This is a genomic window from Achromobacter sp. GW823-FHT04E03 (assembly GCF_058796095.1).
In genome coordinates this window covers 1,219,285-1,245,061 of the sequence record NZ_JBXAIJ010000002.1, presented here as the reverse complement: position 1 = coordinate 1,245,061, position 25,777 = coordinate 1,219,285, and the positions used below count along the sequence as shown (strand labels likewise).

Genomic DNA, 25,777 nt, shown 5'->3' with positions numbered 1-25,777 from the left:
TCCGCGAGCGTCGTTCAGCGGCGCTTTCTCGCGGCCTCCAGATCGCTGCGCAAGGACGCAGCGTCCGGCCGCAGGGGCAGCGCCAGGACGCCCTTGCGGTCGATGGCGCCCCAATCGCCGCCGACCATCACGGAATGCTCGCCATCCTGCACGCTGACGCAATGGCTGCACACTGCGGCCAGACCGCTGCTGAAAGGCTCAGCCCACGCATAGGAGGTGGCCAGCGCCAGCTCCAGCTGCTTGTCGTAGTAGGCCATGCCTTCCGGCCTGCGCCCGCGCGCCAGCCCTTCCTCGAACTCGTCCGGGCCGTTGTCGTAGGTAATCACGGACACCGACCGGCCATCCGGCCGCACCCAACGCCAGCCAGCGACGGCCGCGGGCGCCAGGCCATCGGCGCCGAACTGCATGCGGCGCAAGATTTCGGGGTTGAAGACGATGCCGCCGCCGTCCTCGCGGGCGCACTGTTCCGCGTGGCCGAATGCGCCTTCGTCGGTCTTGTCCGCATAGAAGCAGGAAAGTTCGAAGGCAGCCGCGTTGCCCGTTGCCAGGGCCAGCGTGGTGAGCAGGGCAATAAGCATGCGTCATTCTAGGACACTGCCCCGCTCTACGCCCCCGGTATCAGTTCGCCGTGGCGCCCGAATCCTTGACGGCCTTGGCCCAGGCCGCAATCTCGCTCTGGATGAAGGCGCCAAACGCCGCCGTGTTCAGGCTGGAGGCCTGCGCGCCCTCTTCCATCAGGCGCTGCTTGACCGCAGGCGCGGCCAGCGCGCCGCTCAACGCCTGGTTCAGCGTGGCGACCACCGCGTCCGGCGTGCCCGCCGGCGCAACGATGCCGTGCCACGACACGGCCTGAAAGCCCGGCAGGCCCGATTCCGCCATGGTGGGGATATCCGTCATGGCGGGCGAACGCTGCGGCGAGGTAACCGCCAGCGCGCGCAGCGTGCCGGCCTTTACGTGCGGCAGCACGCCGGGAATGGTCGTGAACATGAAGTCGATCTGGCCGCCGATCAGGTCGGTGATGGCCGGACTGCCGCCCTTGTAGGGGATGTGCGTGAACTGGAGCTTCGCGGCGCTCTTGAACATCTCGCCGGCCAGATGGCCAGGCGTGCCCGCGCCGGCCGAGCCCATGTTGATCTTGTCGCCCTGCGAACGGATGTAGGCAACCAGCTCCTGCACATTGGCAGCCTGCACCTGCTTGCCCACCACCAGCACATTGGGCACGGTGGCCAGCAGCGTCACGGGCGTGAAGTCCTTCACCGCATCGTACGAAATCCGCGAGTACAAGGACGGATTGATGCCGTGCGTGCTGGCAGTTGCCAAGAGCAGCGTGTAGCCGTCCGGCGCGGACATCGCCACCTGCTTGGCGGCGATGGTGCCGTTGGCACCGCCCTTGTTGTCGATGACGATGGTTTGCCCCAGCGTCTTCGCCGCCTCCGCCGCAACGGTGCGCGCCAGGATGTCCGAGGTGCCGCCCGCGGAATGCGGCACCACCAGCGTGATCGGCTTCGAGGGGAAGGACTGGGCTTGCGCCGGCAAGGCCGGCAGCAGACAGGCGGCCAGCGCGGCACGCGCCAGCAAGGAAGTGCGGAACATTGAAGTCTCCTGGTTTGTTGTCGGTCGCGGCGCCGTCGACGGACGCCGTCATGGCCGCGCGGCTGCGCGGTGCTTCAATCCGAGCCCAGTTGCAGCTTGTTGGGCTGGCGTTTCTCGATGGCCCACTTCAACAACGCGGCCGAACGATAGATGCCGTGGGCGAACTTGCCGTAGGGCAGCGTCAGGAATAGCGCCATCACCACGCCCAGGTGAATCGCCAGCAGCAGCGCCATCGCGCCGCCGTCGCGGCCGGCCAGCAAGGCCAGGCCCGTGGCGCTGGTCAGGAACAGCAGCGCAATGAAGCCGCGGTCCATGGGCTTTTGCGCCGCGTCGCCCTGCTGCGGATGACGCTTGAGGTTCAACCACAGCAGTCCCGCGGGTCCGATCAACAGGCCGAAGCCGCCTGCCGTACCCAGCAGCACAGGCGCGCTCCAGAAGGGATACGGCGCTTGCTGGTCCAGCAGATAGTGATACAGCGTCGCCACGCTGGTGGCGGCGAAACACAGCATGAAGCCGTAGAACGTGAAGTGATGGAAGCGGCGGCGCCACAAGGTGAAGGCGTCGTCCGCGTTGTTGCAGCCCTTGCCATGCCCCCCATCCAGGTAGCGCAGGCGCAGGGCGTCATGCGCCGCTTCCGCCACTGCAGCGCCTGTAGCCGCGCCCGGACTGACATTGCGCCAGAAGCGCGTCACGCCCACGCCCAGCGCCAGCATCGCAAAGCCGAACACCGCGCCGAACATCAGCGCCAGCGTGTTGTGCGGGAATATGGCATAGAAGTTGCCGCCCATGGGCTCATGCAGCAGCCCGCCCCCCATCAGCGCCGCCAGGGCCAGGAACAGCGCCAGGCCTGCGGCCGTCGCCAACGACAGGGCCAGGCCGTTGCGCTTGTACAGCCTGCCCAACACGGGCGGCCAGGCGTAGTCGGTGTACGTCTGCATCCGCACCCGCGCCATGGATTGCGGCACGTTCACCGCGAACTCGTGCGGCGGCGCGTACTGGCAGGCATGCAGACAGGCGCCGCAGTTGTGGCACAGGTTGGCCAGGTAGTTCAAGTCGGCCTTGCCGAATTCCAGGCGACGGGTCATGGCGGGAAACACCGCACAGAATCCTTCGCAATAGCGGCAGGCGTTGCAGATCTGCATGACGCGGGCGACTTCGGTTTCATCGCCCGTCAGCAGATCCGCCCGGCGTTCGGCCTGTTTGCCATGCCAGCGCACCGGCTGCTCTGCCATGACGGGCGCTGCCTCGCCATGCTGCGTGGAAAAGGACTGGGCCTCGCGGGCCAGGGCTTCAAGCTGCTTCATGTCGTGCTTCCGCGTTATGCCGGCCGCGCGCGGCGGCGGCGGCCCGGGTGCCGGCGATGCGGCCGAAGGCCGTGCCGATGGACATCCCCACCCCGGCCGTATAGCCCTTGCCCAGCACATTGCCTGCCATCATTTCGCCCGCGACGAACAGGTTGTCGCTGGGCACGTCGCTGAACCGGACCGCGGCGGTGTCGTCCACCTTCAGGCCCAGGTAGGTAAAGGTGATGCCAGGCCGCAAGGCATAGCCATAGAACGGCGCCGTGTCGATGGGCCGCGCCCAGTGCGTCTTGGCCGGCGCCAGGCCTTCGGTATGGCAGTCGTCCAGCGCCGTATGGTCGAACTTGCCGACGCGGCAGGCCGCGTTGTAGTCGCGCACGGTCTGCTCGAAGACCGCCGGGTCCAGCCCCAGCTTCACCGCCAGTTCCGGCAAGGTGTCGGCCTGCACGCCCGGGAACACCGGCGGCATGAAGCGGCCCACGGCCTTGGCGTCAATGATGGAATAGGCGATCTGGCCCGGCTGCATGGCTGTCAGGCGGCCCCAGATCGCGTAGCGCTTGGGCCAGAAGTCCTCGCCCTCGTCGTAGAAGCGCCTGGCCTCCCGGTTGACCACCACGCCCAGCGACACGCAATCGATGCGCGTGCAGATGCCGCCGTCGTACAGCGGCGCGCGCGCATCGATTGCCACGCAATGCGACTGCGACGGATCGCCGATGCTGTCCGCGCCGGCGTCCAGCATGAACTTCAGCAGCACGCCCATGTTGTAGCGCGTGCCGCGGATCAGGAAATTGTCGGCCGGCCATTCGCCGCGCTCGTTCTGGCCCCAGGCTTCGCGCAGCCATTCGCGGTTGGATTCGAAGCCGCCGGCCGCCAGCACGCAGGCGCGCGCCTCGATGCGCTCATGGCCGATGCGCGCCGCCACGAAGCGCCCTTCCTCCAGCTCCAGCGAGTCGACCGGCGCGTCGTAGCGGATCTGCACGCCCAGCGCTTCGGCGCTGCGATAGTAGGCGTTGACCAGGGCCTTGCCGCCGCCCATGAAGAAGGCGTTGGTGCGCGCCACGTGCAGCGCGCCGGACAAGGGCGGCTGGAAGTTCACGCCATGGCGGCGCATCCAGTCGCGACAGGTGGAGGACTCGCGGATGACCAGCCGCGCCAGATGCTCGTTGGTCAGCCCGCCCGTCACCTTGAGCAGATCCTGCCAGTATTCTTCCTCGGGATAGGCCTCGACCAGCACGTCCTGCGGCGCGTCGTGCATGCAGCGCAGATTGCGCGTGTGCTGCGAATTGCCGCCGCGCCATTCGCGCGGCGCCGCTTCCAGCAGCAGCACGCTGGCGCCGGCCTCGCGCGCCATCAGGGCCGCGCACAGCGCCGCGTTGCCCCCTCCCACCACCAAGACGTCGACCATGCCATCGTTCCTCTTCCAAGGAACGGACTGTAGCGAGCGGCAGCGCCCGCCGATATCAGCCAGCCGTCAACAGGTCTTCATGAATCGTGAAGAGCCACCACCGGCCATTTGCCCTCGCGCGCCAGCGTGCGCGACACATCGGCCAGCACCAGGCGGGCGGCCAGCGCCGCAGGCGACAGCTCGTCCTCCGACAGGCTGGCCAGCAGATTGGGGCGGTACAGGTGCGCGTCGTCGATGCGCGCCATGTGCAGCTGGCCCGGCGCGATCCGGGCCATGGCGGAACTGGGCTGGATGGTGGCCACGTGGCCCAGTTGCACCACGTCCATCAGCACCGGCAGGCCGTCCACCTCCACCGCCACCAGCGGCGTGCGGCCCGACTGCTGATACGCGTTGTTGACCAGCGCCCGCAGCCCGTGGCGTCCACTGGGCAGGACCAGAGGCAGATGCGCAATGGCCTCGATGCGCGTGGTCACGCCGGCAGGCAAACCCGCCATGTCCGGCCGCGCCAGCAGGAACAGCGGCTCGTCCAGCAAGGGCGTCACGCTCCAGCGGCGCGCGGATTCGGCCTGGAACACGATGGCCAGGTCCAGCATGCGGCCATTGAGCATGTCGCTCAGATGGCCCGACAGCGCCTCAACCAGATGCAGACGGATGTCGGGATAGCGCTCGTTCATGGCCTGCACGAAGGGCGCGCCCAGGATGGCGGCGGTGGTGGAAGGCAGGCCCACGCTGACGTGGCCCGCCAGCCTGGCCTGCTGCGCGGCATGTACCGCATCGTCGGCGTGGCGCAACGCCAATTGCGCCTGACGGAAGAACGCCAAGCCCGCGTCGGTGGGCTCCACGCCGCTGGCGCTGCGCCGCAGCAGCCGCGTGGACAGCTCGCCCTCCAGCCGGCTGATCTGTTGGCTGAGCGCCGACGTCACCATTCCTATGGACTGCGCGGCGCGGCCGATGCTGCCCGCCTCCACGACGCGGACGAAGTAACGCAGTTGGCGCAGTTCCATGGGCGGCCCCGGCTTTCCAGAAGGGATGACAGGGCCGATTGTAGAGGCAGGGTACGCGCGGCGTTATCCGGGGATCGTCAGGCCCCTGGCCACCGCAGGACGCGCCACGAAGGCTTCCAGCACCCGGGCGACATTCTTGAAGCGCGAGAACTCCACCAGCTCGCCCGCGCCGTAGAAACCCACCAGGTTGCGCACCCAGGGCAGGATGGCGATGTCGGCAATGGTGTACTCGTCGCCCATCACCCAGTCACGGCCTTCCAGGCGCTGGTCCAGCACGTTCAAGAGGCGCTTGGATTCTTCCGCGTAGCGGTCGCGCGGGCGCTTGTCTTCATAGTCCTTGCCCGCGAACTTGTGGAAGAAGCCCAGCTGGCCGAACATCGGGCCGATGCCGCCCATCTGGAACATGACCCATTGCAGGGTCTCATAGCGCCCCGCCGTGTCCGCCGGCAGGAACTTGCCCGCCTTGCTGGCCAGGTAGATCAGGATGGCGCCCGACTCGAACAGGCCCAGCGGCTTGCCCTCGGGACCATTGGGATCGAGGATGGCCGGGATCTTGTTGTTCGGGCTGAGCGACAGGAATTCGGGCGAAAACTGGTCTTTGGCGTCGAAGCTGACCCGGTGGACCTCGTAGGGCAGCCCGGTTTCCTCCAGCAGGATCGACACCTTCACGCCATTGGGCGTGGGCAGCGAATACAGCTGGATGCGGTCGGGGTGCCGGGCGGGCCACTTCTTGGTGATGGGAAAGGCGCTGAGGTCGGTCATGCGGGGGCTCCAGGGAGGGGCGGAAAGGTCGGGGTAATCCTAGCGCAAATCCGGTCCGCCGCGCCGCCGGATGAAATCCCCTAGCGCAGGTCTTCGGGATTCATCGACGCATCGCGCACGTACTTGTCGCCCGGCTCAGGTTGCAGCGTGGCCTCGATCTCCGGCGGAAACGCCGGGATCTTGCTGGTCTGCATCACCGCCCAGCGCATGATGGCATGCAGGTAGTTGAAGGGCACCATGACCAAATACATGAGGCCAGGGCTCTGCGCATCATTGGCGAAGATGCGTTCCTTGCTGAAGGCGAAACTCTCGCGCTTGCCGTCGACGGGCATGCAGTACAGGACCGCATCCAGCACCGCCTGAGGACCCTCTTCCATGTACCGGCGCAGGAACTCCCAGTGGGAATAGGCATTTTCGACGCGGCTGGTGGCGATGCAAAAGGCGAAGGTGTCCTGCACCGTGACGCCGTCCTCGGCCAGGATCAGGCCGCGTATGTCCCAGTTGAGCCAGCCGAACGTGCCCTTGCCTCGGCCCAGCGTGAAGTAAATCTTGTCCCAGGGCGCCGTCAAGACGGTGCCATTCAGCCGGAACACGTGTACCAGCCGGCGCTTGCGATCCAGCGCGATGGGATAGTAGGTCCAACGGAACATCTCCTTGCACGCAATCCAGACGCCAGCCAAGCCCAGCATGGCGAACATCGCCATTCCGATGAAGATCGCTTCCCAGAGACCGTTCTCATTGGGCAGATCGCCCGCTACCAGAATCCAGGCCAGCATCAGGATGCCACCCACACCAAAGGCGATTCCTATGGCGCCGATCAGTGCAATAAAGCCTCGCCAGCCATACCAGCGATCCACCGACAGCAGGCTGTTGGAATTCATCTTCACGACGCAGAGCTGCGCCAGCAGCGGCACATCGAGACGCTTCTTTTGCAGCAAGCGATGCTCGCGGTCGAACTCCGAAAGCGGACGATCGTTAGGGAACCTGGACATCAGTCCCGTAAAGTCCATCACGACCCTCCCAAGGCCACGCGCAGGCTGTTCATCTCTTGCTGCACCCCATAGTAGTAATCGGCCCCGGCCTGTCCCTGCAGTTTCCCCCACAGACAGCGCTTCAGCCATTCATCGATCTTGTTGCCCTTGAACTTCTCTATCAATATCGCCACGATGATCAGGAGCACCGCCGCGATCAGGCCCACGACCGTGGCCGACAGGGCGAACGCTCCGATGACAACCAGGCTGAGGATACCCGAGGCAAGGTAAAGCCCGCCCATCAAGCCGTTCTTTTCAATCGTGAATTGGTCCGCGGCAGATTTGAAATCGAACACGGCCATGATGACGCCAGTGACGACGCCTATGCGGCCGCCCCATCGCACCAGCAGAGAACCGGTGGTTTCAAGTCCCACCCCAATCCCCAGCCGCATACCCGCGGCCTGCCGGCTCTTGAGCGCCACGCCCAGTACGTCGGCCACCGAGCCGCCCGCCGACGCGATGCCGACCACGAACTTCCAGCTCGCGTCGCTGCGTTCGTGAGGCATGGCCGATTCCAGGTCGCTCCAGAGCTTGTACACCGCCACAGTCTGGAACAGGCAGCCGACGACGCCGACACGGACGTCCGTGTTGATCGCGGTGCGCCAGCGCGACAGTTCCCGGGCTTCGTATTCCTCGACCGTCATGGTGGTCTGCGCCAAGGCCCTGGCCCTATCCGCGGCCCGCAGGTCCGTTGACACATTGGCGGCAGCGTCCCTGTCCACCAGCATGAACCAGCGCTTCTTGTCGGTGCCCTCCAGCTGTTCGCCGCGCACCTCCAACCGCCGCAGCTCGTCCGCCACCGCCTGCTCCATCTGGCGCATGCTCACCTGGCTGCCATGCTGGCGCAGTACCTCGCGGATCAGCGCGGCGCGGAAAGCCTTCTTGCCGCCCTCGACTTCCACGATCGCCACGTTCTGCCGCGCCAGCAGGCCCACGTACATCGCCAGCTTGCGCGCGATGCCGCTATCCACGCCCAGCCTGAGCACATGCACAACCGGCCCCATGACCTGCTCCAGCAGGCGCGCGGTCTTGTCCATCTGACCTTCGCTCAGCACCTTGAGCCCGGTCTTGTAGGCCTCGTGCAGATTGCCCCAGGGGATGGCCTTCCAGTCGAGCGCCGCTTCGTGCGCCTCGACCACCTTCTTGACCACGAAATCCTGGTTGTGGAACATGGCGCGCAGCAACAGGTTGCGCGTGTCGTCCGGTTCCCCCTGTAGCCAGTCCGCGTACTGCTTGAAGCAAATGCGCTTGTCCTGGGTTCCGTCGATGCACAACGCAAGGACCGTCTGGTAAACCGCACCGCTATCCGCGTTATTGGAGTCGTAGTTGCATTCGAACGAATCGAGCGTTTTCTGGCAGGTGATCCACGCCACGTGCGCCTTCGCCAAGGGCACGATGGTCGCCGCGTCGAATTGCGCCAAGCGCTCGTCGAATCCCTTCTGCCATGCCCTGCGCGCGTTCTCGTCGTAATTGTCGAAGTACTTCGACCAGGCTTCCCAGCGCACCTTGCCGCGCTCGGCCTCGGTCGGATGGCGATAGTCCTCCGCCTCGGCCATGCGCTGCTTCTTGTTCTCCGGCATCAGCCAGTCCGCCAGCATCTGGCCTACCGCCAGCCCCCCGGCCCCCGACCCTCCCGGGCCGGCTCCCATACTCGGAGTCGTGGTCCCATAGACCGTATGGTTGGTGGCATCCCGGCCTCTTTGCTCCAGGAACTCGCTCTCGGCCGACTGCATGATGATTTCGCTAAGAGACTCGATGGACTTCGACACGGTCAGGGGACGCAGGTCCTCCTTGTTCGATACGAAGTCGTCGAAGCGTATGCGCATCAGCCGCGCGAGATCCTGCAGGATTCCGGTGCTGTCCGGCAGCGCCAGCATCAGGCCCTTGCCGGGCAGGAAGGCCTCCGCGGCGTTCTCGATCATTTCCCCCATCCAGCCCTTCACGTCGTAATAGCCGACGGTGCTCCAACCCAGCAACTGCTGCTTCTGATGTTGATCCAGGTCGCGCTTGCGATGCACCTGGTAGTCCGCGGCCGTATCCTTCAGGGTGTTGATGCTCTTGGCATTGGCGTGCTTGCCGCTGCTGAGCCAGGCCTGCACATCGAACTTGAACATGTGCCGCTCGCGCATATCGGCGCCCTTCTTGCCCTTGTGCGCCTTGCACACGTCCTTGGTCCACTGCACGTCCGAAAACGCCAACCATACGAATGTCGCTTTTTTGGCGTTCGGAATAGTCAGCAGCGAAGCCTTGGCTTCGTGGTCCATCGTGCAAGTAAAGGTCCGGTCGCAGTCCTGCACCGGCTTGTCGAGATCAAAGTTGTACAGCGTGGCGTTTTCGTTGACGTAGTAGCCCTTCAGCTCAGAGCGCGCCTCGTCATAGACGTACAGATAGCCCGGACGCAGCAGCCGCACGCCATAGCGCGCGCTGTCACCCAGGGGCCGCTCTGCCAGCTGCGGCGTGTTCAGGTCGCCGTCCAGCGCCGCAAAGGCACCGTCGTTCTTCAGCACCGCGTAGCGCAGCGGCATGATGGGCAGGCCGATCCGGTGAAACGGGCAATCCTCTCCGCAATCCAGCGACGAGCGCTTCTTCCCGCAGTTCTTTGCATCATCGGCCATCGGGCTCTCCAGTTCGTTCCATATCCGCGCGCACGCTGGACCAGTCCTCATCGGACAGGTCCTGGACCGCAGCAAGGTAGGGGTAATCATCTTCGGGCTGCATTGCTGCCAGGCAGGCGCGGACCCGCTCGTGGCGGTGGAAGGCGGGGTGCACGTCCAGGGCATGCCGTGCAAACGCCTTGCGTTCCAGCGCGGTCGCCAGGCCCAGTTCGCGGGCCGTGCGGAAATGCGCCATCACCTTCTGGCCCAAGGCGACGCGCCCTTCGGGCTCCAGCGTATCCAGGTCCGACAGCACTTCATTCAGGGCCTGCACCTGGGTCAAGGCGAAGGACTGATCCACGCTCAGCTTCGGACGCGCCGCCCCCTCGGCGTCGGGGCGCGCCACCGCACGCCATGCGCCATCCAGGTGGAACACGAAGCGCTGCACCGGCCCGCAAAGCCAGACCAGCTGCGCCGGGTCCAACATCCATGGCAGCTGGACCAAAACGCGCGGATCAAAAAAGCGGAAAAAGCACGGCCCCTGTCCCGCGATGTCGACGATCATCCGCGAGCGCAGATGCGCGGCGACGGCATCGGCGGGCTGATCGGACTGCAACAGCAGCCCCAGCCAGAGATCCTCGCCATCGAGCAAGGCCTGGTTCAGGCTAGCCAGCGCCTGCGCCTTGTCCGCCGCTGGCATTGCGGTCAGGTCCACCAACCGGGGCATGAGTCCCGGCATTTTCCGTAGCGCCGGCGGCACCAGGGCTTCGGCCTGGACGCAGGCCGGCACGCCGGCCGTCCGCTCGTCCTGGATGAGGCCAAAGCCATGGGCGCTGAAAGCCTGGTAATCGAGCATGCCGCCTTCCTCCCGCCTCAACCCAGCGGCACCACGGCGCCGCCGCGCTGGGCCGCGCCGCGCACGCGCGCTTCGCACAAGGGGCTGGCTTCGTTGAAGACCAGGTTCGCCTGGCTGCTTTCCGGGCCGACCCAGTTATGCACGCCGGCCTTCAGCTCGACCTTCCCCGGCGCATGGAGCTGAATGCCGCCGCCTTCCACCCGCACATAGGCGCCGCCGGCCGTCGCCAGCACGCGCTTGGCGGCCTGCACCGTCACGCCGGCCTGCGCCGACGCGAAGGTCACCGCCTTTTCCGCGGACAGAGTCATCTTGGCATCCTGGCTGTGCAGGCGCAGCTTGCCGCCCGCCGCATGCAGCAGCAGCCCCTGGCCCTGCACCGGGCTGCCGCCGGACGCCTTGCGGCCAAGCGTGAACAGCACCGCGCCGCCGGCCACGCCCATCGCCAGGTTGGCGCTGCTGACCCAGTTCACGTCCGGCGCCACCTGCGCCAACGACGCCCCGGCCGCCAGGAAGGCGTCGGCCGGCGTGTATTGGCCGATGCCGCTGGGCGCGCTCACCTGCAACTGTGGTTCGCTATAGGCGGCAACGGGCTCGCCCTCGGGCGCGTCCTGCTTCGCGTCGATCACCTCCAGGACGTGCTTCAATGCATCCTGCGCCGGCAGTGTTTCCGGATCGTCTTCCAGCACCGCCTTCTGTCGCGCTGCCGCCTGCGCCAACTCCTCCGCTGAACGCGCCGCCCGCTCGATCTGCTTGGCCGCTTCCGAGCTGTCCAGCAACGCACCCTCGGCGTTCCCGCGCAGGTCCGCGCTGATCAGCAGACCGGAGCCGCCGCGCAGCGCCACCGCCTCTCGGGTCGACAGTTCCGCGCCGTGGCCCAGGTCCTGCAGTCTTTCGTTGTCGCGCTGCTGCTTGATATGGCCCAGGTTCAGGCGGCTCTCGGCCTGCGTGGTCGAAGCCGTCAGACGCGACTGTCCGGGCGTGTCGTCGTGCACCAGCTGGTTGTAGCCGCCGGTGCCCTGGCCGCTGCTGGCCAGCGCCTGCGTCTTGAAACCGGACATCACCACGTTGTGCGCATGACCGTCGGCGCCGCCCGCGAACCAGGCGGGCGCGTTGCCGGTGGCGTTGGCGGCGCCGCCTTGCACCTGGTTATGCGCGGCGTCCTCGGCGCCTGCGCCGTTGTAGAGCGCGCCCACCACCACGGGGCGGTCGATGTCGCCGTGCAGGAACTCGACCAGCACTTCCTGGCCGACGCGCGGCACGAAGTTCCCGCCCCAGTCACCGCCCGCCACGGACTCCGCCACCCGCACCCACGTGCCAAGTTCGTCCTTGGCCGGCGCGTTCTCGTCGCCCGAAGGATGCTCCAGGCGGCTGCTGGAAGCCTTGCCGCGTTGCCAATGGAACTGCACCTTGACGCGGTGATCGCGGTCGGTGTGCACCGGCGCCTCGGCGCCCACCACCAGCGCGGTCTGCGCGCCGTACACGGTGGGCCGCGGATGCAGGCGTTCGCCGTGCCCGTCGCGCGTGGCCTTGCGGAATTCCGTATCGATGCCGATGCAGGTAAAGGTATTGCGGTAGAAGTCGGCCTCGGCTGCCTGCGGACCGGTCTCGCCCAGCGCCTCGCGCACGGCGCGGCCCAGGTCCTCGTCGAAGTTGTTGCGGGCCTCGTGCCGCACGGCGATCGCCACATAGGCGGCCCCGCCCTGCTGATAATGCCCGGTCAGCTCAAAGCGCTGGCCCGGCGCCAGCGTGCGCACCGTGCCCGCGCCTTCGCAGCTGTCCTGGCCCACGCGCAGCGCGGCCAGCGCGATGTGCGCCAGGCGTTCGCCCTGCGCGCTGTCCTCGTAGGCGTACTGGCCGGGATAGTCGTTGACGACCAGATCCATTGCGCCCTTCGCGCCGCCTGCATCGACCTGCGCTGCCACCGGCCTGGCCTGGGCGCTGCGGTAGTCCCAGCTGGCCATGCGCACCGCATTGGTTTGCCAGCGTGCGCGCCGGCTCCATTGCTGGATGCTGTCCTCGGTCTCCGTCACGTCGGCGCGCGCGAAGCGCACGCTGGCCTGCGGGCCGGGCTGAAAGGCGCCGTTGTGGTCGGCAATGATCAGCGTGTGGCTGCCCTCGCCTTCGCCGGCCTCATGCTCCACCCAGTAGAACAGGCCTTCTTCGGCCAGCAGGCGCTCGACGAAGGCATGATCGGTTTCGCGATACTGCACGGTGAGGCTGCGCTTGGGGTAGGCGGCGCGGTCCTTCACCACCCAGCGCCATTGCGGCGCCAGCCCCCCCTGGTCCTTGTAATCGCCGAAGATGCTGTCGACGATTTCAATGACTGTCTTGTCCTGATAGGCAAAGCTGTCGCGGCGCGCGCGCAGAAACGCGAGCCAGGGCTCCAGCGTCAATCCATAGCGCGCCAGCCCGCCGTTGGCGCCCTGGAACTCGGCCGCCATGATGTAGCCATTCCAGACACGGGGCTGTTCGCGGCCCAGCGCGGTCTGCAGGCGCAGCGTCGCCGGCTTGCCCAGCAGTTCGGACAAGGGGATGCCGGCATCGTCCGACAGCGCAGTCAGTTCCAGCCGGAACGCGCCGTCCGACAGGGTCTCCGTGGCGGACAGCGTTTCCGCGACGAGCCGGTTGGCGCCCAGCGGCGTGCGCAGGTCCAGCAAACGGTTGGCCTGGTCGACCGACGCGATCGACATTCGGGAAAGGCCGGCATTATCCATCGGCATGTCAGGCTCCGGCGTCAGGCAAGGCGGTAACGGAAATCGCCGTTCTTGCCGGCGGTAACGCGGATGCGGGCGATGGCCTCGCCCTGCGCCATGCGGCCCAGCACCTGCTCCGCGATTTGCGGCAACAGCGTGCCATTCAGGATGTGGTCGACGTTGCGCGCCCCCGTATCCACCTCGGTGCAGCGCGCCAGCACGGCCTCCACCAGCGCCTCGTCCCATTCGAAGACGGCGCGGTGATTGGCCTGGACCCGCTGCGCGATGCGGCCGAGCTTCAGCCCGATGATGCGGGCCAGCGCGTCGTCGTCCACCGGGTAATAGGCGATGGTCTTCATGCGGCCCAGGAAGGCGGGCTTGAAGGCCTTGTACAGCTGCGGCGCCAACAGTTCCTGCAAGGCCTCGGGATCGGGCCGTTCCTCCGCGCTCTTGTTCAGGCACGCCTGCATGATGGCCGAGGACCCGACATTGGAGGTCAGGATGATGAGCGTGTTGCGGAAATCGATTTCGCGGCCTTCGGCGTCGTCCATCACGCCCTTGTCGAACACCTGGAAAAACAGCTCCAGCACGTCGGGATGGGCTTTTTCGATCTCGTCCAGCAGCACCACGCTGTAGGGCTGGCGGCGCACCGCCTCGGTCAGCACCCCGCCCTCGCCGTAGCCCACGTAGCCCGGCGGCGAGCCCTTCAGGCCCGATACGCTGTGGGCTTCCTGGTACTCGCTCATGTTGATGGTGACCAGCTTGCGTTCGCCGCCATACAGCACGTCGGCCACGGCCAGCGCGGTCTCGGTCTTGCCCACGCCCGAGGGGCCAATGAAGAGGAACACGCCCTTGGGTTTGTTCGGGTCCTCCAGGCCGGCGCGCGCGGTGCGCACGCGCTGCGCGATGGCGTGCAAGGCATGGTCCTGGCCGATGACGCGTTCGGCCAGCAGGGGCTGCAGTTCCAGCACCGTGCGGATTTCGTCGTTGACCATACGGCCCAGCGGAATGCCAGTCCAGGCCGACACGATCTCGGCGATGACCTGCGCGTCCACGAAGGCCGGCACCAACGGCGCCTCGCCCTGCAAGGCGCGCAGTTGCTGCTGCAGTTCGGCCAGTTGTGCCTGGCCGGGCGTGACGGGTTCGGCCGCCTTGCCCGAGCGGCGCTTGCCGGCGGGCTCCGGCGTCACGTCCGTTCCCGCCGCTTCCAGTTCCTCGCGCAGCGCGTGGATCTGCCTGACCAGCTCGCTTTCCTGCTCCAGCCGCGCTTCCGCGTCCGTCAACGCGGCGCGCGTGGCGTCCATTTCCTGATCCAGTTCGCGCAGGCGCGCGGATTGCGCCGCGCCCGCCGCGGCTTCGCGGCGCAGGGCGGCGCGTTCGGTCTCCAGGCGCGCCAGGCGGTGGCGCGCGTCATCGATCAGTGCCGGCGTGGCGCTGCGGCCCAAGGCCACGCGCGCGCAGGCCGTGTCCAGCACACTGACGGCCTTGTCCGGCAGCTGGCGGCCGCTGATATAGCGGTGCGACAGACGCGCGGCGGCCACGATGGCCTCGTCCAGCACGCGCACGCCGAAGTGCTGCTCCATCAGCGGCGCCATGCCGCGCAGCATGCTGGCGGCCAGTTCCTCGCTGGGTTCTTCCACCTTCACGACCTGGAAGCGGCGCGCCAGCGCGGCGTCCTTCTCAAAGTACTTCTTGTATTCGCTCCAGGTGGTGGCGGCGATGGTGCGCAGTTCACCGCGCGCCAGCGCCGGCTTGAGCAGGTTGGCTGCGTCGTTCTGTCCGGCCTGCCCGCCCGCGCCTATCATGGTGTGGGCTTCGTCGATGAACAGGATGATGGGCGTGGAGCTTTGCTTGACCTCGTCGATCACATTCTTCAGACGGTTCTCGAATTCGCCCTTGACGCTGGCGCCGGCCTGCAACAGGCCCATGTCCAGCGTGCGCAGGGCCACGCCCGCCAGCGCCGGCGGCACGTCGCCCGCCACGATGCGCAGCGCCAGCCCCTCGACCACCGCGGTCTTGCCCACGCCGGCCTCGCCGGTCAGGATGGGATTGTTCTGGCGGCGACGCGTCAGGATGTCGATCATCTGGCGGATTTCGGCATCGCGCCCGATCACCGGATCGATCTTGCCTTCGCGCGCGCGCTCGGTCAGGTTGGCGGTGTATTGGTCGAGCGCCGGCGTCTTGGACAGGCCGGCAGCAGGGGCCGCGCCGTCCTGGGCAGCGTCCGCCGCCGGACTGTCGCCCAGCGCCACCGACTGGCCCGCCTCTTCGGAGCCCGCCGTCAGCGCGGCGAAATCGTGCTTCAGTTCATCCAGCCTGAACGATTCGAACAGGCGCGAACCGCGGCGCGCCAACTGGGCCAGGTCGGGCTCGGTCAGCAAGGCCAGCAGCAGATGGCCGGAGCGGATGCGCGTGGTCTGCGTGTCCAGCGACGCGATCAGCCAGGCATGTTCGAACAGCCGCGGCAGATGCGGCGAAAACACCGGCGTGCGCGTGTTGCCATTCTTGAAGCCGCGGATCTCGGCATTCAGGTCCGCTTCCAGCACCGAAGCCTCGATACCGCTGCGCCGCGCCACGATGCTGAAATCGCTGGCCGGCTTTTCCAGCAGCGCCAAAAACAGGTGTTCCAGGTCCACCTCATAGTGCCCCTGGGCCATGCACAGGCTGGCGGCGCGCTCGGCCGCCTGGCGGCAGGTCTGGTTGAGCTTTCCAATCAGGGTCTTCAAGGGTGTGGCCATATTCCAGGTCGTCTAGTCTCAATGTATGGTGTGCAATTCGTAGCTGGCGTCATCGCGGTCCGATGCCACCGCTTCGGTGCAAAGAAAGGAGTTCCAGCCCAGACGCGCGCCGCCGCCTTCGCCCAGCACGCTGCCGCCCACGTCTTCCTTGGCCATCACCAGCCGCACTTCGTATTCGAAGCTCATGCCGCCGAACATGGTCAGGAGTTTCTCCAGCGCCTGGGCACGCGCGCCGCCGGGCAGGAAGTCGGTGAACGCGCCCTTGGACAAGGGGCCGATCCACAGCCGGATGCGCATGTCGCGCTGCCAGATGCGGTCGCCGGCCATGGCCGACACGCCCAGCACCGCGCCAGGCATGCCCAGCTGCGTGCGGTTCTGCGGCGGCACGTGATACCAGCGCCCGACGAACTGCTCCACCCGCAGCGGCACCTGGAAGTAGTCCGCCAGTACCCGTTGCAGGTAGGCCGCCGATACCGGCCGTTGGCGCGCGGCCGCGGCGTAGTGCGCCAGCGATTCGTCGAACACCCGACCCTGCCCCGACTGCAGGCGGTCGCGCAGCGCCGGATGGCCGATGCCGCCCAGCGCCAGCAGCAGCGGCAGGTAATGGTGGTCCTGTTCGGTCTCGTGCCGCACCGGCATGCGGTACTTCTTCCAGGCCGCGTAGAACAGCGCCGCCGCCCGGTTGGAGAAGATATCGAAGAAGGCGCGGGCGCCGCGGTCGCGCCGCGAGCTCTCGCGCGTGCTCAGGATCTCGGTGTAATGCAGCGGCATGGCGCCCTGTGCGCCCAACAGGCCAAAGAAGGCCGGTTCGATCTCCACTCGTCCCAGGTTGCCCGCTGCCAGCGCCGCCAGCCGCGCTTCGGTGTCTTCCAGCGCCTGGCCCTGCTTGTCATAGGCTGTCAGCGCGGCGATCTCGCTGGCGGGAAAGCCCAGCGAAGACGAGTTCAGGAAGCGCAGGTGCGCGGGCACAGCGTTGCGCGCGCGGCTGCCTTCCTGCCGCGCGAACCACGACTCCAGCACGCGCACGGCCTGGAAAAACTTGAAGCGCTGCGGCTCGGCCAGCAGCGATTCGATTACGCTAGGATCGCGTCGCCGTTGCATGGAGCGCACCGTAGGATTTCTTCCGCGCCGCGGCGCGACAGCACAACCAGCTGCACGAAGCTGTTGGCATGCACGTATAGGCCGAAAAAGCGGTTGATCACCGCCACGAAGGCATGCAGGCTGGTGCCGACGAAGTTGTCTTCGTTGATCGTCAGCCGGATCTCGATGCCGCGCACGAAGGTCGCGAACGGCTCGCCGGGCATCCAGTGCGTGGCAGGCTTGTAGTCCAGGCCGACCAGCCCTTCTATCTGGCGCGCCGCCACCGCGGAGTGCGACAGGTCATACAGCCGCAGCGTCTCTTTCAACGCAGGCAGGCCGCTGTGGACCAGCGACAGGTGGTTCAGAGCCAGATGCGAAATAAGGCGCCAGTGCGCCGCCCGCCCCTGCTGGAAACGATGCGTGTGCGTCGGCCGGCGCAACATGCGGATCTCACGCGCGATCGAGCCGCCCTCCAGGAACAGGTCCCCGCCCGGCTGCCCCACCGCCAGATGCGCGGGCAGGTCACGGTTGGTGCAGGTCAGTTCCAGGCTGAGGGTCTCGGTCTGCGGCAGCGAGGGATCGAAATCGATGTCGACGATGGACAACTCCATTTCGTAGCCCGGACTGCGCTCGGCCACCATGGCATTGCGTCGCGCCGTCCAGTAGTGACCGGCGCCCTCGGGCGTTTCGCCATGATGCAGCGAATAGAAGGGCCGGAATTCCACCACCGAATCGCCCTGCATGTTCTGCCGCACCTGGCGCACGCGGTCGATCGAATAGATCTCGTAGCCATAGGCGCGGCGCGCGTCGGCCACCACCGGATAGGACGCCTGCGCATGGGTGACGCGGATGGGATCGGCGCGTTGCGCGAACAGGTTGACCACGGGCGTGCAGCCCAGCCGGAAATTGTCCGCGGAGGCCGACTCCAGCAGGCGCGCCGTGTTCGAATCCGCGCGCACGCCCTTCAATGCCAGATGCAGGGTGATTTCACGCACCGGCCCTGCCGCGCGCCTGAGCGCCGCGAGGTCGATGTCCACGAAGTTGAATTTCTCGGAGAACGCGAAGTACTCCGCCAGCAGCCGGTAGGCGGGATGCGAGCTGGCCGGGAAGTCGATCAGGGCTTCGTCCTCGGACAGCCCCACCTCCGCCAGCGGCACGTCCTGCATGCGGTTCCAGCGGCCCGGCTGCGTTTCAAGATAGGCCGCGGCGGTGCGCAGGAACAGGCAGTCCCGCAGCGCGGCTACGAATGAGGGCTCGCCATGCAGGTATACGCGCAGGCGGTCCACCGCCAGGGTGGAAAAATTCTGGGTTTCTGCCAGGCAGGCCAGCGTCAGCGACAACCGGCCCGTCACGCCCGCCGGCAGGCTGGCTGCAGACGGTGCATTGGCCGTGGCCGCGAACACCGCCTGGCGTACGCTCACCGGCGCCAGGGTCACGTCATACGCCGTGCGGAAACGGCACGCCACGCCGCGCACGGGATGCGACTTCAATTCCGTGCCGCGCGCCATGCGCACCGGCGCGGTCAGCTGCGAGACCATGCCGCCCATGTCGAACTGCGCCACCGAGCACGAAGGGAACGGGCGCAGGTAATGCGGGTACATGACCTCGAACAACGCTTCCGTGAATTCCGGATAGTCGTCGTCCAGTTTCTTGTTGATGCGTGCGCCCAGCAGCGCGAACGATTCGATCATCCGCTCGACGTGCGGATCCTCGCAAGTTTCGCCGGATAGCCCGAGCCGCGCGGCGATCTTGGGATAGCGCTGCGCAAAATCGCGCGACGAACCGCGCAGAAAGCCCAGTTCGCGTTCGTAGTAAGGCAGCAGTTCTTCCATCTTTCCCTTCTTCGCCGGCGGCTTGCCGCCGGCGCCCGCGTGCATGGTTTGTTATCAGGCGGCCGCCGCGGCCTTGGCCCGGCCCTTGCTCACCGAGTACTGCAAGGTGGACGGCTGCAGCGTCGCGTCGAACGTGACCGGCTCATGCGCAGGCCCCACGTCCAGCATCGCGGTAATCGCGAAATACAGCACCGAGGTCGCGCGGCTGTCCACCTGCAGCAACACCCGCACATGCGTCAGGCGCGGCTCATGGCGGGCGATCGCCTGCTCCAGCGACCGGCAGATGAACTCGCGGTCGTAGTGACTGGCCAGGCTCAGGCCGGAAAAATCCGACAAGCCATAGGTCAGGATGGACCGCTGGCAGTTCGGAAAGCGCTTGAGCGCGTCTTCTGTGAAGACCATGCGCGTATTGAGCAGGGCCTCGATGTCGCGCGCGACCGTTTCCTTGATTTCTTCCACCGACAGGCGTCGCAACGCATGCGGTGTCTGCCCGTCGCCGTCGAACAACTTGTCGAACAGGCTGGGTTCGAATCCCTTCATCGCGGCCTCATTGAGCAAAGGCGCCGGGCCGGCCGGGGCCTTTGCCGTTCATGCGGTCAGGTTCAGACCGAGTACGTCTTGTCGTTCTTGGTGAGGCTCCATGCGCCCTGGGCGTTGCCGCCCTGGTTGCCGCCCACCTTCTGCTGCGTGTACTTCCACTGCACGGCGGCGTACTTCAGCGAGAACGATTCGTGCGGCAGGCCTTCGCTGACGACTTCCGGCGCCACGCGCGAGATGATCACGTACTTGAGCTTGATCTCCAGGTACTTGACGCGGTTGCCTTCGCCGTCGGCGCGCAGGAAATCGATGGTCACTTCGTCGAACGTCGTGCCGCCGGAAGCGTGCTGATACAGCAGCGGGCTGACCACGTCCAGGTCCTTGGTGAAGACCATCTCGCCATGCTCGGTGCGCTCGGCGGTGTGGCCGCCGGACGTGGAGGCGGTAGCCGAACGCGGCTGGATGATTTCATGGCGCCACGATCCGACTTCGATCCAGTCCGGATGGTCCTTGTCCTGCGACTCTCCCTTGAGTGCGGGGTTGCCGAATTTGACGTAGATGTCCTTCATTAATAGCCTCTCTGGTTAAAAATCGTCGAATCCGACGGTGGTCACGACTTCTGGGCTTGGGCGGGGAGTTCCGCGACCAGGCGCAACGAAATCGAAAGCTCATCGAGCTGGAAGTGAGGCCGTAGGAACGCCACGGCCCGGAACACGCCGGGACGCCCCGGCACCTCGGCAACCTGCACCGATGCTTCCCGCAAGGGGAACTGCGCCTTCTGCTCCTGGCTCGCGTTGTCGTCCAGCAGCACGTACTGCGAGACCCAGCGGTTCAGGAAGCTCTCGACAGATTGCGCGGAGGCAAAGCTGCCGATCTTGTCTCGCATCATGGCCTTCAGGTAGTGCGCCACGCGCGATACCGAAAAGATGTATTGCAGCTGGGCCGACAGCACCGCGTTGGCGTTGGCGCTGTCGGTGTTGTACTTCTTGGCCTTCTGCACCGACTGCGCGCCGAAGAACGCGGCGTAGTCCGAGTTCTTGCAATGCACCAGCGGAATCAGGCCCAGGTCGCTCAATTCCTTTTCGCGCCGGTCGGTGATGGCGATCTCCGTCGGGCACTTCAGGGCGATTTCGCCGTCGTCGGTCTTGAAAGTGTGGGTCGGCAGGTTCTCGACCAGGCCGCCGCCTTCCACGCCGCGGATCGCCGCGCACCAGCCGAAGTCGGCAAAGGCCGCAGTCAGGCGCGCGCCGAAGGCCCAGGCGGCGTTGCACCACAGGTACTTGGCATGGTCGGTGCCGTCCACTTCCTCGACGAAATTGAAGCCCTCTACCGAAGTGCCTTCCTTCGGGTCATAGGGCAGGCGGCCCAGGAAGCGCGGCATGGTCAGGCCCACGTAACGCGAGTCTTCCGAATCGCGGAAGCTGCGCCACTTGGTGTATTCCACGGTATCGAACACCTTGGCCAGGTCGCGCGGGCGGCCCAGGTCGGCAAAGCTGTCCAGGCCCAGCAGCTCGGGCGAGGCCGAGGCGATGAAGGGCGCATGCGAGGCCGCGGCCACGTGCGACATCTGTTCGATGAAGTACATGTCCTCGGGCTGGCGCGTGATCTCGAAGTTGCCCAGCAGCGCGCCGAACGGCGAACCGCCGAAGGTCCCGAACTCTTCTTCGTAGACCTTCTTGAACATCAGGCTCTGGTCGAAGTCGATGGCGGTCTGGAAGTCCCGCACCAGATCGCGCTTGGTGACGTTGAGCACCTTGATCTTCAGCATCGGGCCGGTGTTGCTCTCCTGGCACAGGTAATGCAGGCCGCGCCAGGTGCTTTCCAGCTTCTGGAACTCGGCGCCGTGCATTACTTCGCTCAGCTGGGCCGAGATCAGGCGGTCCAGCTCGGCCACGCGGGCGTCGAGCATCGCGGACAGGTTGTCCGAGACCACGACGGTGCCCTTCATGACTTCACGGGCCAGCTCGCCGATGAGATCCTTGGCGCGGTCGTGCTCGGCCGTGGACTTGGCCACGCGGCTCTGTTCGACGATCTGGTCCAGCAGGCCCGAGTCGGCCTCGGCGGCGGGCGCGGATACGTTCTGCGCGGCGGCGGAATTACTCATTGCTGCCTCCCTTGCCGTTCTTGCCGGCTTCGCTGGTCAGTTGCTGCAGTTTTTCAGTGCTGCTGAGCACTTCGCCCAACAGGTCTTCCAGCTTGTCGTTGCCCGCCAGCTTGTTGCGCAGGTCGGCCAGCTTGGTGCGGATGTCCAGCAACTCCTTGAGCGGCTCGATCTGCTGCACCACGGCCTCGGGCCGGAAGTCCTCGACCGAGCGGAACTTCAGGTCCACGCCGAAGGTGCCGCCTTCGTCGGTCAGGCGGTTCTTCACGCGGTACGCGGCGCGCGGCTCCAGGCCGCGCATCACGTCGTCGAAGTTGTCGACGTCGATGTTGACGAACTTGCGGTCTTTCAGGCGCGGCAGCTCGGCTTCGGACTGCGCGCTGAAGTCGCCGACCACGCCCACGACAAACGGCAGTTCCTTCTGCTCGATCGCGTCGCCCTTCTCGACGTCATAGGTCAGCTGCACGCGCGGCGGACGTACTTTCTGGAGTCTTTTCTGAACGCTTTCTTTCTTAGCCATGGGGGCTCCAAGCGAAGTGCATAGTGAAGAGGCCGTGGGGCCCGATCAGGGTTTGAGGAGGTTGCCGAACGGATCCGGCGCGCGGCCGGCCGGCGCGGCGCCGGAAGCAGCCGGGGCCACAGGCGGCTTTGCGGCGGGAGCCGCAGCGGAATTCGCCGCGGGGGCCGCAGGCGTAGCGGGCGGCGTCGCCGCCGCCGCGTTGGCGGCAGGCTTGGCCTGTTGCGCGGCGGCCGCGCCCTGCGCATCGTTGCGCCGCGGCTGGCGCGGGCGCGGGGGCTTGTAACCCTCGGGGAACAGCACGTCCTGGCCCAGGGTTTCACGCATGGCGGCAGCCAGCGCCACCGCATCAGTGCGGGCGTTGCCCGCCAACAGCGCGTTGGCGCGCAGATCGGCCAGCGATTGCATGGCCACGCGCAGGCCGCCCACGGCCCGCACGGTCTTGGCGGTGAAGTCTTCGGGGTCGCGGTTCAGCGCTTCATCGGCCGCGACGATGGCCTCGCCGTACTTCTGCTCGTCGAAGCGGATCTTGGCGATGTACGACCACGGCTCGCCGCGCGCGGGATTGAGCTGGGCTATTTCCTGGAACTCGGCAACCGCCTGATCGTTGCCCTTGGCAGCCAGCGTCTGCGTGGCGTGCGTCATCGACTGCTTGTACTCGGCGTCGGTCTGCGGCTTGGGGGACGTGGCGCAGCCCGCGAGGAAGGCCATCATTGCGCCGATGAGGAGAACCCGGGATATGTGCATTTTTTTGGTATGTAGGAGGGTGTAACCAAGGCCGCGTATTTCAACAACCTTTTGTTAGCGCAGCACTACAGTGCATTACTTCATGTAACTCACGCAGAAACTTCGCTCATCGTGCCGTGATCTGTATGTTGTCGCAGGCTTCCGGTATAAAGAGCCATGTCAAAACATCTCTATTTTTCTCGGTGCATGGCAGCAGCGGCCATCATCGCGGCAAGCCCCGTAATCAGCGGTTGCGCAGCGGTTTCAGCGATCGGAGCGGTGGCCGGAATGACCGGCGGCATGATGGATATGGCGGGCCTGAAAAAAGACCCGAATGCGCCAATCGATGTGAAATTGGCGATACATGCCGGAGAAAATTTGAATGCGAGTAGCGGACAGCCAATGGCTGTGGTTACGAAAATATACTATTTGAAGAATGCCGAGGCATTTCAGCGCGCACCGCTCACGCAATTGGTTGATACTGACGCCGAAAAGGCGGCGTTGGGTGACAGCATCATCGCTGCACGCGAAGTCACACTGACGCCGGGACAGCGCTACGAACACCTGGAAAAAGTGCCTAAAACCGCTGCCTACATCGCTGTCGCGGGCTTGTTCTACGCGCCCGCGCCGCAGCGTTGGAAATACGTATTCGAAGTGAAGACCGCCGAGGACACCGGCATCGTCATGGGCGCCCATGCCTGCGCGATGACCGTGGTCACCGGACAGATAGTGTTGCCACCGGGCGTGCCCGGCTTCGATCCGGCCCGCCTCGGCTCGGTGCAATGCCCGAACTGAACGCAAGCCGCGCCTAGCCGCCGTCATCGACGCCCTCTATATATAAGAAGCAAGAGCCAGCAAACGTGAGCCATTCAGCGAAGATACTGTGGGGAGAGGGGCTGTTCCTGCGGCCCCAACATTTTCAACGCCAAGACGCGTACCACGAGGCCCGCCTCGCGGAAATGAGCCGCGCGCTGCATCCCTATGCATGGGGCCTGCGCGCGGCGCGCTTCGACGCGGCGGCGCTTGCCAACGGCATGCTGCGCGCCACCGAGCTCTCCGCGATATTTCCCGACGGCGAAATCTACAGCGCCCCCCATAACGACGACCTGCCGCCCGCCGTCGCGCTGGACGGCCTGGACGGCGCCAGCACGGCGGTGTTCTACCTGGCGCTGCACCCGATGAAGGACATCGGGGGCAACTATCGGGACACGCGCCAGGAACAGGGCTTCGATGCGCGCTATGCGCACCAGGACAGCCCCGCGCCGGATCTGTACACCAACGCCAGCACGGCCGAACTTGCCTTCCTGCGCAAGAACGTGCGCCTGCTGTCGCAACACGAGCCACGCGACGCGCTGCTGACCATTCCCGTAGCGCGCGTGCGCCGCACGGCCAGCGCCGGCTACGAGCTGGACACCAGCTTCATCGCCCCCAGCGTCACGGTGCAGGCGTGCAGCGCGCTGTTCGAACAGCTGCGCCGGCTGCTGGACGCGCTGCAGGCCAAGGTCAACGCGCTCTATGGCTTTCACCGCGAACCGAACAAGAACATCATCGAGTTCCGCTCGGGCGATGTGGCCTCGTTCTGGCTGCTGCACACCTGCAACGAAGCCTATTCCGCGCTGTCGCACCTGTTCCACAACCCGCAGCTGCATCCCGAGCGCCTGTTCCAGGAAATGCTGCGGCTGGCCGGCGCGCTCATGACCTTCTCCAAGGTGCACACCCTGGCGGACCTGCCGGCCTACCAGCACGACGCGCCGGGCGCGGCCTTCGCGCAACTGGACGAAATCCTGCGCGACCTGCTCGACACCGTCATCTCCACCCGCTACTTCTCCATCGTGCTGGAAGAGCTGCGCCCCTCGTTCCACGTCGGCCGGCTGGATTCCGGCAAGCTCGACGAGACCACCGCGCTCTACCTGTCGGTATCCGCCGCCACGCCGGCCAGCGAACTGGCCGAGACCGTGCCGTTGCGCTTCAAGGTGGGCGCGCCCGACGACGTGGAAAAGCTGGTGCTCTCGGCCATGCCCGGCGTGCAGCTCGTCTACACGCCGCAGGTTCCGCCCGCCGTGCCCGTCAAGCCGGGCGCTTGCTACTTCACCCTGCAAACACGCGGCTCGCTGTATGACCGCATGCTGCAGGCACGCAGCATCGCCATCTATGCCCCCTCGGGCATACCTGAACTGAAACTGGACCTCATCGCCGTCACCCGCTAGAGCCTGCCCATGACCGCCGCCGCGCCTACCCTGATGCCCGGAGCCTCGCTCCCTCCCCGAGCCGCCGATTTCTATGGCTCGCGCCCCGCGAAGTCCCTGCTGGACCTGCTGTACGACGGCTTCCTGATGCTGTTCCTGCTGAAAAGCGGCCAGGAACCCGTGGACGCCGCCTCGTTCTCGGCGCGCGTGCAGCAGTTCCTGGCAGACTTCGAGCGCAGCGCGAAGAAGATGGACATTCCGGCCGAGGACGTCTACGCCACCAAGTACGCATTTTGCGCCGCGGTGGACGAGACCGTGCTGAATTCGGGCTTTTCCATCCGCGACGCCTGGATGCTGCAGCCGCTGCAGCTGACCCTGTTTGGCGAACAGCTTGCGGGCGAGAATTTCTTCGCGCGCCTGGAAGACCTGCGCGCGCAGGGCGCGCCGCGCCTGCAATCGCTGGAAGTGTTCTACATGTGCCTGCTGCTGGGCTTCCAGGGCAAGTACATGATCGAAGGCCAGGAGAAGCTGGGCTATCTCACGGCGCGGCTTGGCGATGAAATCACGTTGCTGCGCGGCAAGCGCGCGGGCTTCGCGCCGCACTGGCCCCTGCCCGACAAGATCGCCCACACGCTCAAGCGCGACGTGCCGCTGTGGAGCATCGGCGCGTTGTTCGCGCTGCTGGGGCTGCTGGCCTATCTGGGCATGAGCCACTTCCTGAACCGCGACATGCAGACCGCCATGGCTCCGTACCATGACATCGTCAAGATCGGCCCGCGCGCCGCGCACCTGACCATCTCGCTACCCTGAAGGCCTCAGGC

The 25,777-nt window shown here is 66.2% G+C and carries 21 protein-coding genes; 3 read left to right on the top strand and 18 right to left on the bottom strand.

Annotated elements, in window-relative coordinates; all coding sequences use genetic code 11:
- Positions 1–14: 14 nt before the first annotated feature.
- From AC1RHV_RS17080 to AC1RHV_RS16995, 18 genes are all read right to left on the bottom strand, one after another.
- Positions 15–578, bottom strand: a complete 564-nt coding sequence (locus tag AC1RHV_RS17080) for a WG repeat-containing protein (protein ID WP_119450342.1) — start codon at positions 576–578, stop codon at positions 15–17.
- 40 nt (positions 579–618) lie between these two features.
- On the bottom strand, positions 619–1,593 hold the full coding sequence (locus AC1RHV_RS17075; protein WP_119450343.1) for a Bug family tripartite tricarboxylate transporter substrate binding protein: 975 nt from the start codon (positions 1,591–1,593) through the stop codon (positions 619–621).
- 74 nt (positions 1,594–1,667) lie between these two features.
- A complete protein-coding gene (tcuB, locus tag AC1RHV_RS17070) occupies positions 1,668–2,897 on the bottom strand; it encodes a tricarballylate utilization 4Fe-4S protein TcuB (RefSeq protein WP_492301452.1) in 1,230 nt (409 codons plus the stop codon).
- Complete coding sequence (gene tcuA, locus AC1RHV_RS17065; RefSeq protein WP_125470132.1) at positions 2,884–4,299, bottom strand: FAD-dependent tricarballylate dehydrogenase TcuA; 1,416 nt, start codon at positions 4,297–4,299, stop codon at positions 2,884–2,886. The genes tcuB and tcuA overlap by 14 nt, the downstream gene beginning before the upstream one ends.
- 77 nt (positions 4,300–4,376) lie before the next feature.
- Complete coding sequence (locus AC1RHV_RS17060) at positions 4,377–5,303, bottom strand: LysR family transcriptional regulator (RefSeq protein WP_492301450.1); 927 nt, start codon at positions 5,301–5,303, stop codon at positions 4,377–4,379.
- A gap of 63 nt (positions 5,304–5,366) precedes the next feature.
- On the bottom strand, positions 5,367–6,065 hold the full coding sequence (locus AC1RHV_RS17055; RefSeq protein WP_119450347.1) for a glutathione S-transferase N-terminal domain-containing protein: 699 nt from the start codon (positions 6,063–6,065) through the stop codon (positions 5,367–5,369).
- Between the two features lie 80 nt (positions 6,066–6,145).
- Complete coding sequence (locus tag AC1RHV_RS17050) at positions 6,146–7,057, bottom strand: DUF6708 domain-containing protein (protein ID WP_225588882.1); 912 nt, start codon at positions 7,055–7,057, stop codon at positions 6,146–6,148.
- Between the two features lie 17 nt (positions 7,058–7,074).
- A complete protein-coding gene (locus tag AC1RHV_RS17045) occupies positions 7,075–9,711 on the bottom strand; it encodes a T6SS effector BTH_I2691 family protein (RefSeq protein ID WP_054452035.1) in 2,637 nt (878 codons plus the stop codon).
- The gene (locus tag AC1RHV_RS17040; RefSeq protein ID WP_492301448.1) at positions 9,701–10,546 is read right to left on the bottom strand and encodes a DUF4123 domain-containing protein; all 846 of its coding nucleotides are present in this window, start codon (positions 10,544–10,546) and stop codon (positions 9,701–9,703) included. The genes AC1RHV_RS17045 and AC1RHV_RS17040 overlap by 11 nt, the downstream gene beginning before the upstream one ends.
- Positions 10,547–10,563: 17 nt before the next feature.
- Positions 10,564–13,266: a type VI secretion system Vgr family protein gene (locus AC1RHV_RS17035; protein ID WP_492301446.1), complete on the bottom strand. Its 2,703-nt coding sequence runs from the start codon at positions 13,264–13,266 to the stop codon at positions 10,564–10,566.
- Between the two features lie 14 nt (positions 13,267–13,280).
- The gene (gene tssH / locus AC1RHV_RS17030; RefSeq protein WP_492301445.1) at positions 13,281–15,977 is read right to left on the bottom strand and encodes a type VI secretion system ATPase TssH; all 2,697 of its coding nucleotides are present in this window, start codon (positions 15,975–15,977) and stop codon (positions 13,281–13,283) included.
- 18 nt (positions 15,978–15,995) lie between these two features.
- Positions 15,996–17,087, bottom strand: a complete 1,092-nt coding sequence (tssG, locus tag AC1RHV_RS17025) for a type VI secretion system baseplate subunit TssG (protein ID WP_492301443.1) — start codon at positions 17,085–17,087, stop codon at positions 15,996–15,998.
- Positions 17,051–18,889, bottom strand: coding sequence for a type VI secretion system baseplate subunit TssF (tssF, locus tag AC1RHV_RS17020; RefSeq protein ID WP_492301774.1), 1,839 nt, complete (start codon positions 18,887–18,889; stop codon positions 17,051–17,053). The genes tssG and tssF overlap by 37 nt, the downstream gene beginning before the upstream one ends.
- A gap of 54 nt (positions 18,890–18,943) precedes the next feature.
- Entirely contained in the window at positions 18,944–19,429 is a 486-nt protein-coding gene (tssE, locus tag AC1RHV_RS17015; protein ID WP_192353900.1) for a type VI secretion system baseplate subunit TssE, read from the bottom strand.
- Between the two features lie 62 nt (positions 19,430–19,491).
- Complete coding sequence (locus AC1RHV_RS17010; protein ID WP_006395404.1) at positions 19,492–19,995, bottom strand: Hcp family type VI secretion system effector; 504 nt, start codon at positions 19,993–19,995, stop codon at positions 19,492–19,494.
- Between the two features lie 41 nt (positions 19,996–20,036).
- Positions 20,037–21,530 (bottom strand): type VI secretion system contractile sheath large subunit, encoded by a 1,494-nt coding sequence (gene tssC, locus AC1RHV_RS17005; protein ID WP_059371264.1) that lies wholly within the window; start codon positions 21,528–21,530, stop codon positions 20,037–20,039.
- Positions 21,523–22,047, bottom strand: a complete 525-nt coding sequence (gene tssB, locus AC1RHV_RS17000) for a type VI secretion system contractile sheath small subunit (protein ID WP_013396290.1) — start codon at positions 22,045–22,047, stop codon at positions 21,523–21,525. The genes tssC and tssB overlap by 8 nt, the downstream gene beginning before the upstream one ends.
- Positions 22,048–22,092: 45 nt before the next feature.
- Positions 22,093–22,758, bottom strand: a complete 666-nt coding sequence (locus AC1RHV_RS16995) for a hypothetical protein (RefSeq protein ID WP_492301441.1) — start codon at positions 22,756–22,758, stop codon at positions 22,093–22,095.
- Between the two features lie 189 nt (positions 22,759–22,947).
- On the opposite strand from AC1RHV_RS16995, the gene tssJ reads away from it, so the two are divergent.
- From tssJ to icmH, 3 genes are all read left to right on the top strand, one after another.
- Positions 22,948–23,565, top strand: a complete 618-nt coding sequence (gene tssJ / locus AC1RHV_RS16990) for a type VI secretion system lipoprotein TssJ (protein WP_225588881.1) — start codon at positions 22,948–22,950, stop codon at positions 23,563–23,565.
- Between the two features lie 65 nt (positions 23,566–23,630).
- Positions 23,631–24,977 (top strand): type VI secretion system baseplate subunit TssK, encoded by a 1,347-nt coding sequence (gene tssK / locus AC1RHV_RS16985; RefSeq protein ID WP_492301439.1) that lies wholly within the window; start codon positions 23,631–23,633, stop codon positions 24,975–24,977.
- Between the two features lie 33 nt (positions 24,978–25,010).
- Positions 25,011–25,766, top strand: coding sequence for a type IVB secretion system protein IcmH/DotU (icmH, locus tag AC1RHV_RS16980; RefSeq protein WP_223283522.1), 756 nt, complete (start codon positions 25,011–25,013; stop codon positions 25,764–25,766).
- Positions 25,767–25,777 lie beyond the last annotated feature (11 nt).

Excerpts from the sequence above, each read along its gene's own strand:
- tssE (WP_192353900.1), bottom strand. The coding sequence starts at position 19,429 with ATGAAGGGATTCGAACCCAGCCTGTTCGACAAGTTGTTCGACGGCGAC.
- AC1RHV_RS17040 (WP_492301448.1), bottom strand. The coding sequence starts at position 10,546 with ATGCTCGATTACCAGGCTTTCAGCGCCCATGGCTTTGGCCTCATCCAG.
- tssB (WP_013396290.1), bottom strand. The coding sequence starts at position 22,047 with ATGGCTAAGAAAGAAAGCGTTCAGAAAAGACTCCAGAAAGTACGTCCG.
- tcuA (WP_125470132.1), bottom strand. The coding sequence starts at position 4,299 with ATGGTCGACGTCTTGGTGGTGGGAGGGGGCAACGCGGCGCTGTGCGCG.
- tssH (WP_492301445.1), bottom strand. The coding sequence starts at position 15,977 with ATGGCCACACCCTTGAAGACCCTGATTGGAAAGCTCAACCAGACCTGC.
- AC1RHV_RS17060 (WP_492301450.1), bottom strand. The coding sequence starts at position 5,303 with ATGGAACTGCGCCAACTGCGTTACTTCGTCCGCGTCGTGGAGGCGGGC.
- AC1RHV_RS17035 (WP_492301446.1), bottom strand. The coding sequence starts at position 13,266 with ATGCCGATGGATAATGCCGGCCTTTCCCGAATGTCGATCGCGTCGGTC.
- tssF (WP_492301774.1), bottom strand. The coding sequence starts at position 18,889 with ATGGAAGAACTGCTGCCTTACTACGAACGCGAACTGGGCTTTCTGCGC.
- icmH (WP_223283522.1), top strand. The coding sequence starts at position 25,011 with ATGCCCGGAGCCTCGCTCCCTCCCCGAGCCGCCGATTTCTATGGCTCG.
- AC1RHV_RS17055 (WP_119450347.1), bottom strand. The coding sequence starts at position 6,065 with ATGACCGACCTCAGCGCCTTTCCCATCACCAAGAAGTGGCCCGCCCGG.
- AC1RHV_RS17075 (WP_119450343.1), bottom strand. The coding sequence starts at position 1,593 with ATGTTCCGCACTTCCTTGCTGGCGCGTGCCGCGCTGGCCGCCTGTCTG.
- AC1RHV_RS17045 (WP_054452035.1), bottom strand. The coding sequence starts at position 9,711 with ATGGCCGATGATGCAAAGAACTGCGGGAAGAAGCGCTCGTCGCTGGAT.
- AC1RHV_RS17050 (WP_225588882.1), bottom strand. The coding sequence starts at position 7,057 with ATGTCCAGGTTCCCTAACGATCGTCCGCTTTCGGAGTTCGACCGCGAG.
- tssC (WP_059371264.1), bottom strand. The coding sequence starts at position 21,530 with ATGAGTAATTCCGCCGCCGCGCAGAACGTATCCGCGCCCGCCGCCGAG.
- AC1RHV_RS17080 (WP_119450342.1), bottom strand. The coding sequence starts at position 578 with ATGCTTATTGCCCTGCTCACCACGCTGGCCCTGGCAACGGGCAACGCG.
- tssJ (WP_225588881.1), top strand. The coding sequence starts at position 22,948 with ATGTCAAAACATCTCTATTTTTCTCGGTGCATGGCAGCAGCGGCCATC.
- tcuB (WP_492301452.1), bottom strand. The coding sequence starts at position 2,897 with ATGAAGCAGCTTGAAGCCCTGGCCCGCGAGGCCCAGTCCTTTTCCACG.
- AC1RHV_RS16995 (WP_492301441.1), bottom strand. The coding sequence starts at position 22,758 with ATGATGGCCTTCCTCGCGGGCTGCGCCACGTCCCCCAAGCCGCAGACC.
- AC1RHV_RS17010 (WP_006395404.1), bottom strand. The coding sequence starts at position 19,995 with ATGAAGGACATCTACGTCAAATTCGGCAACCCCGCACTCAAGGGAGAG.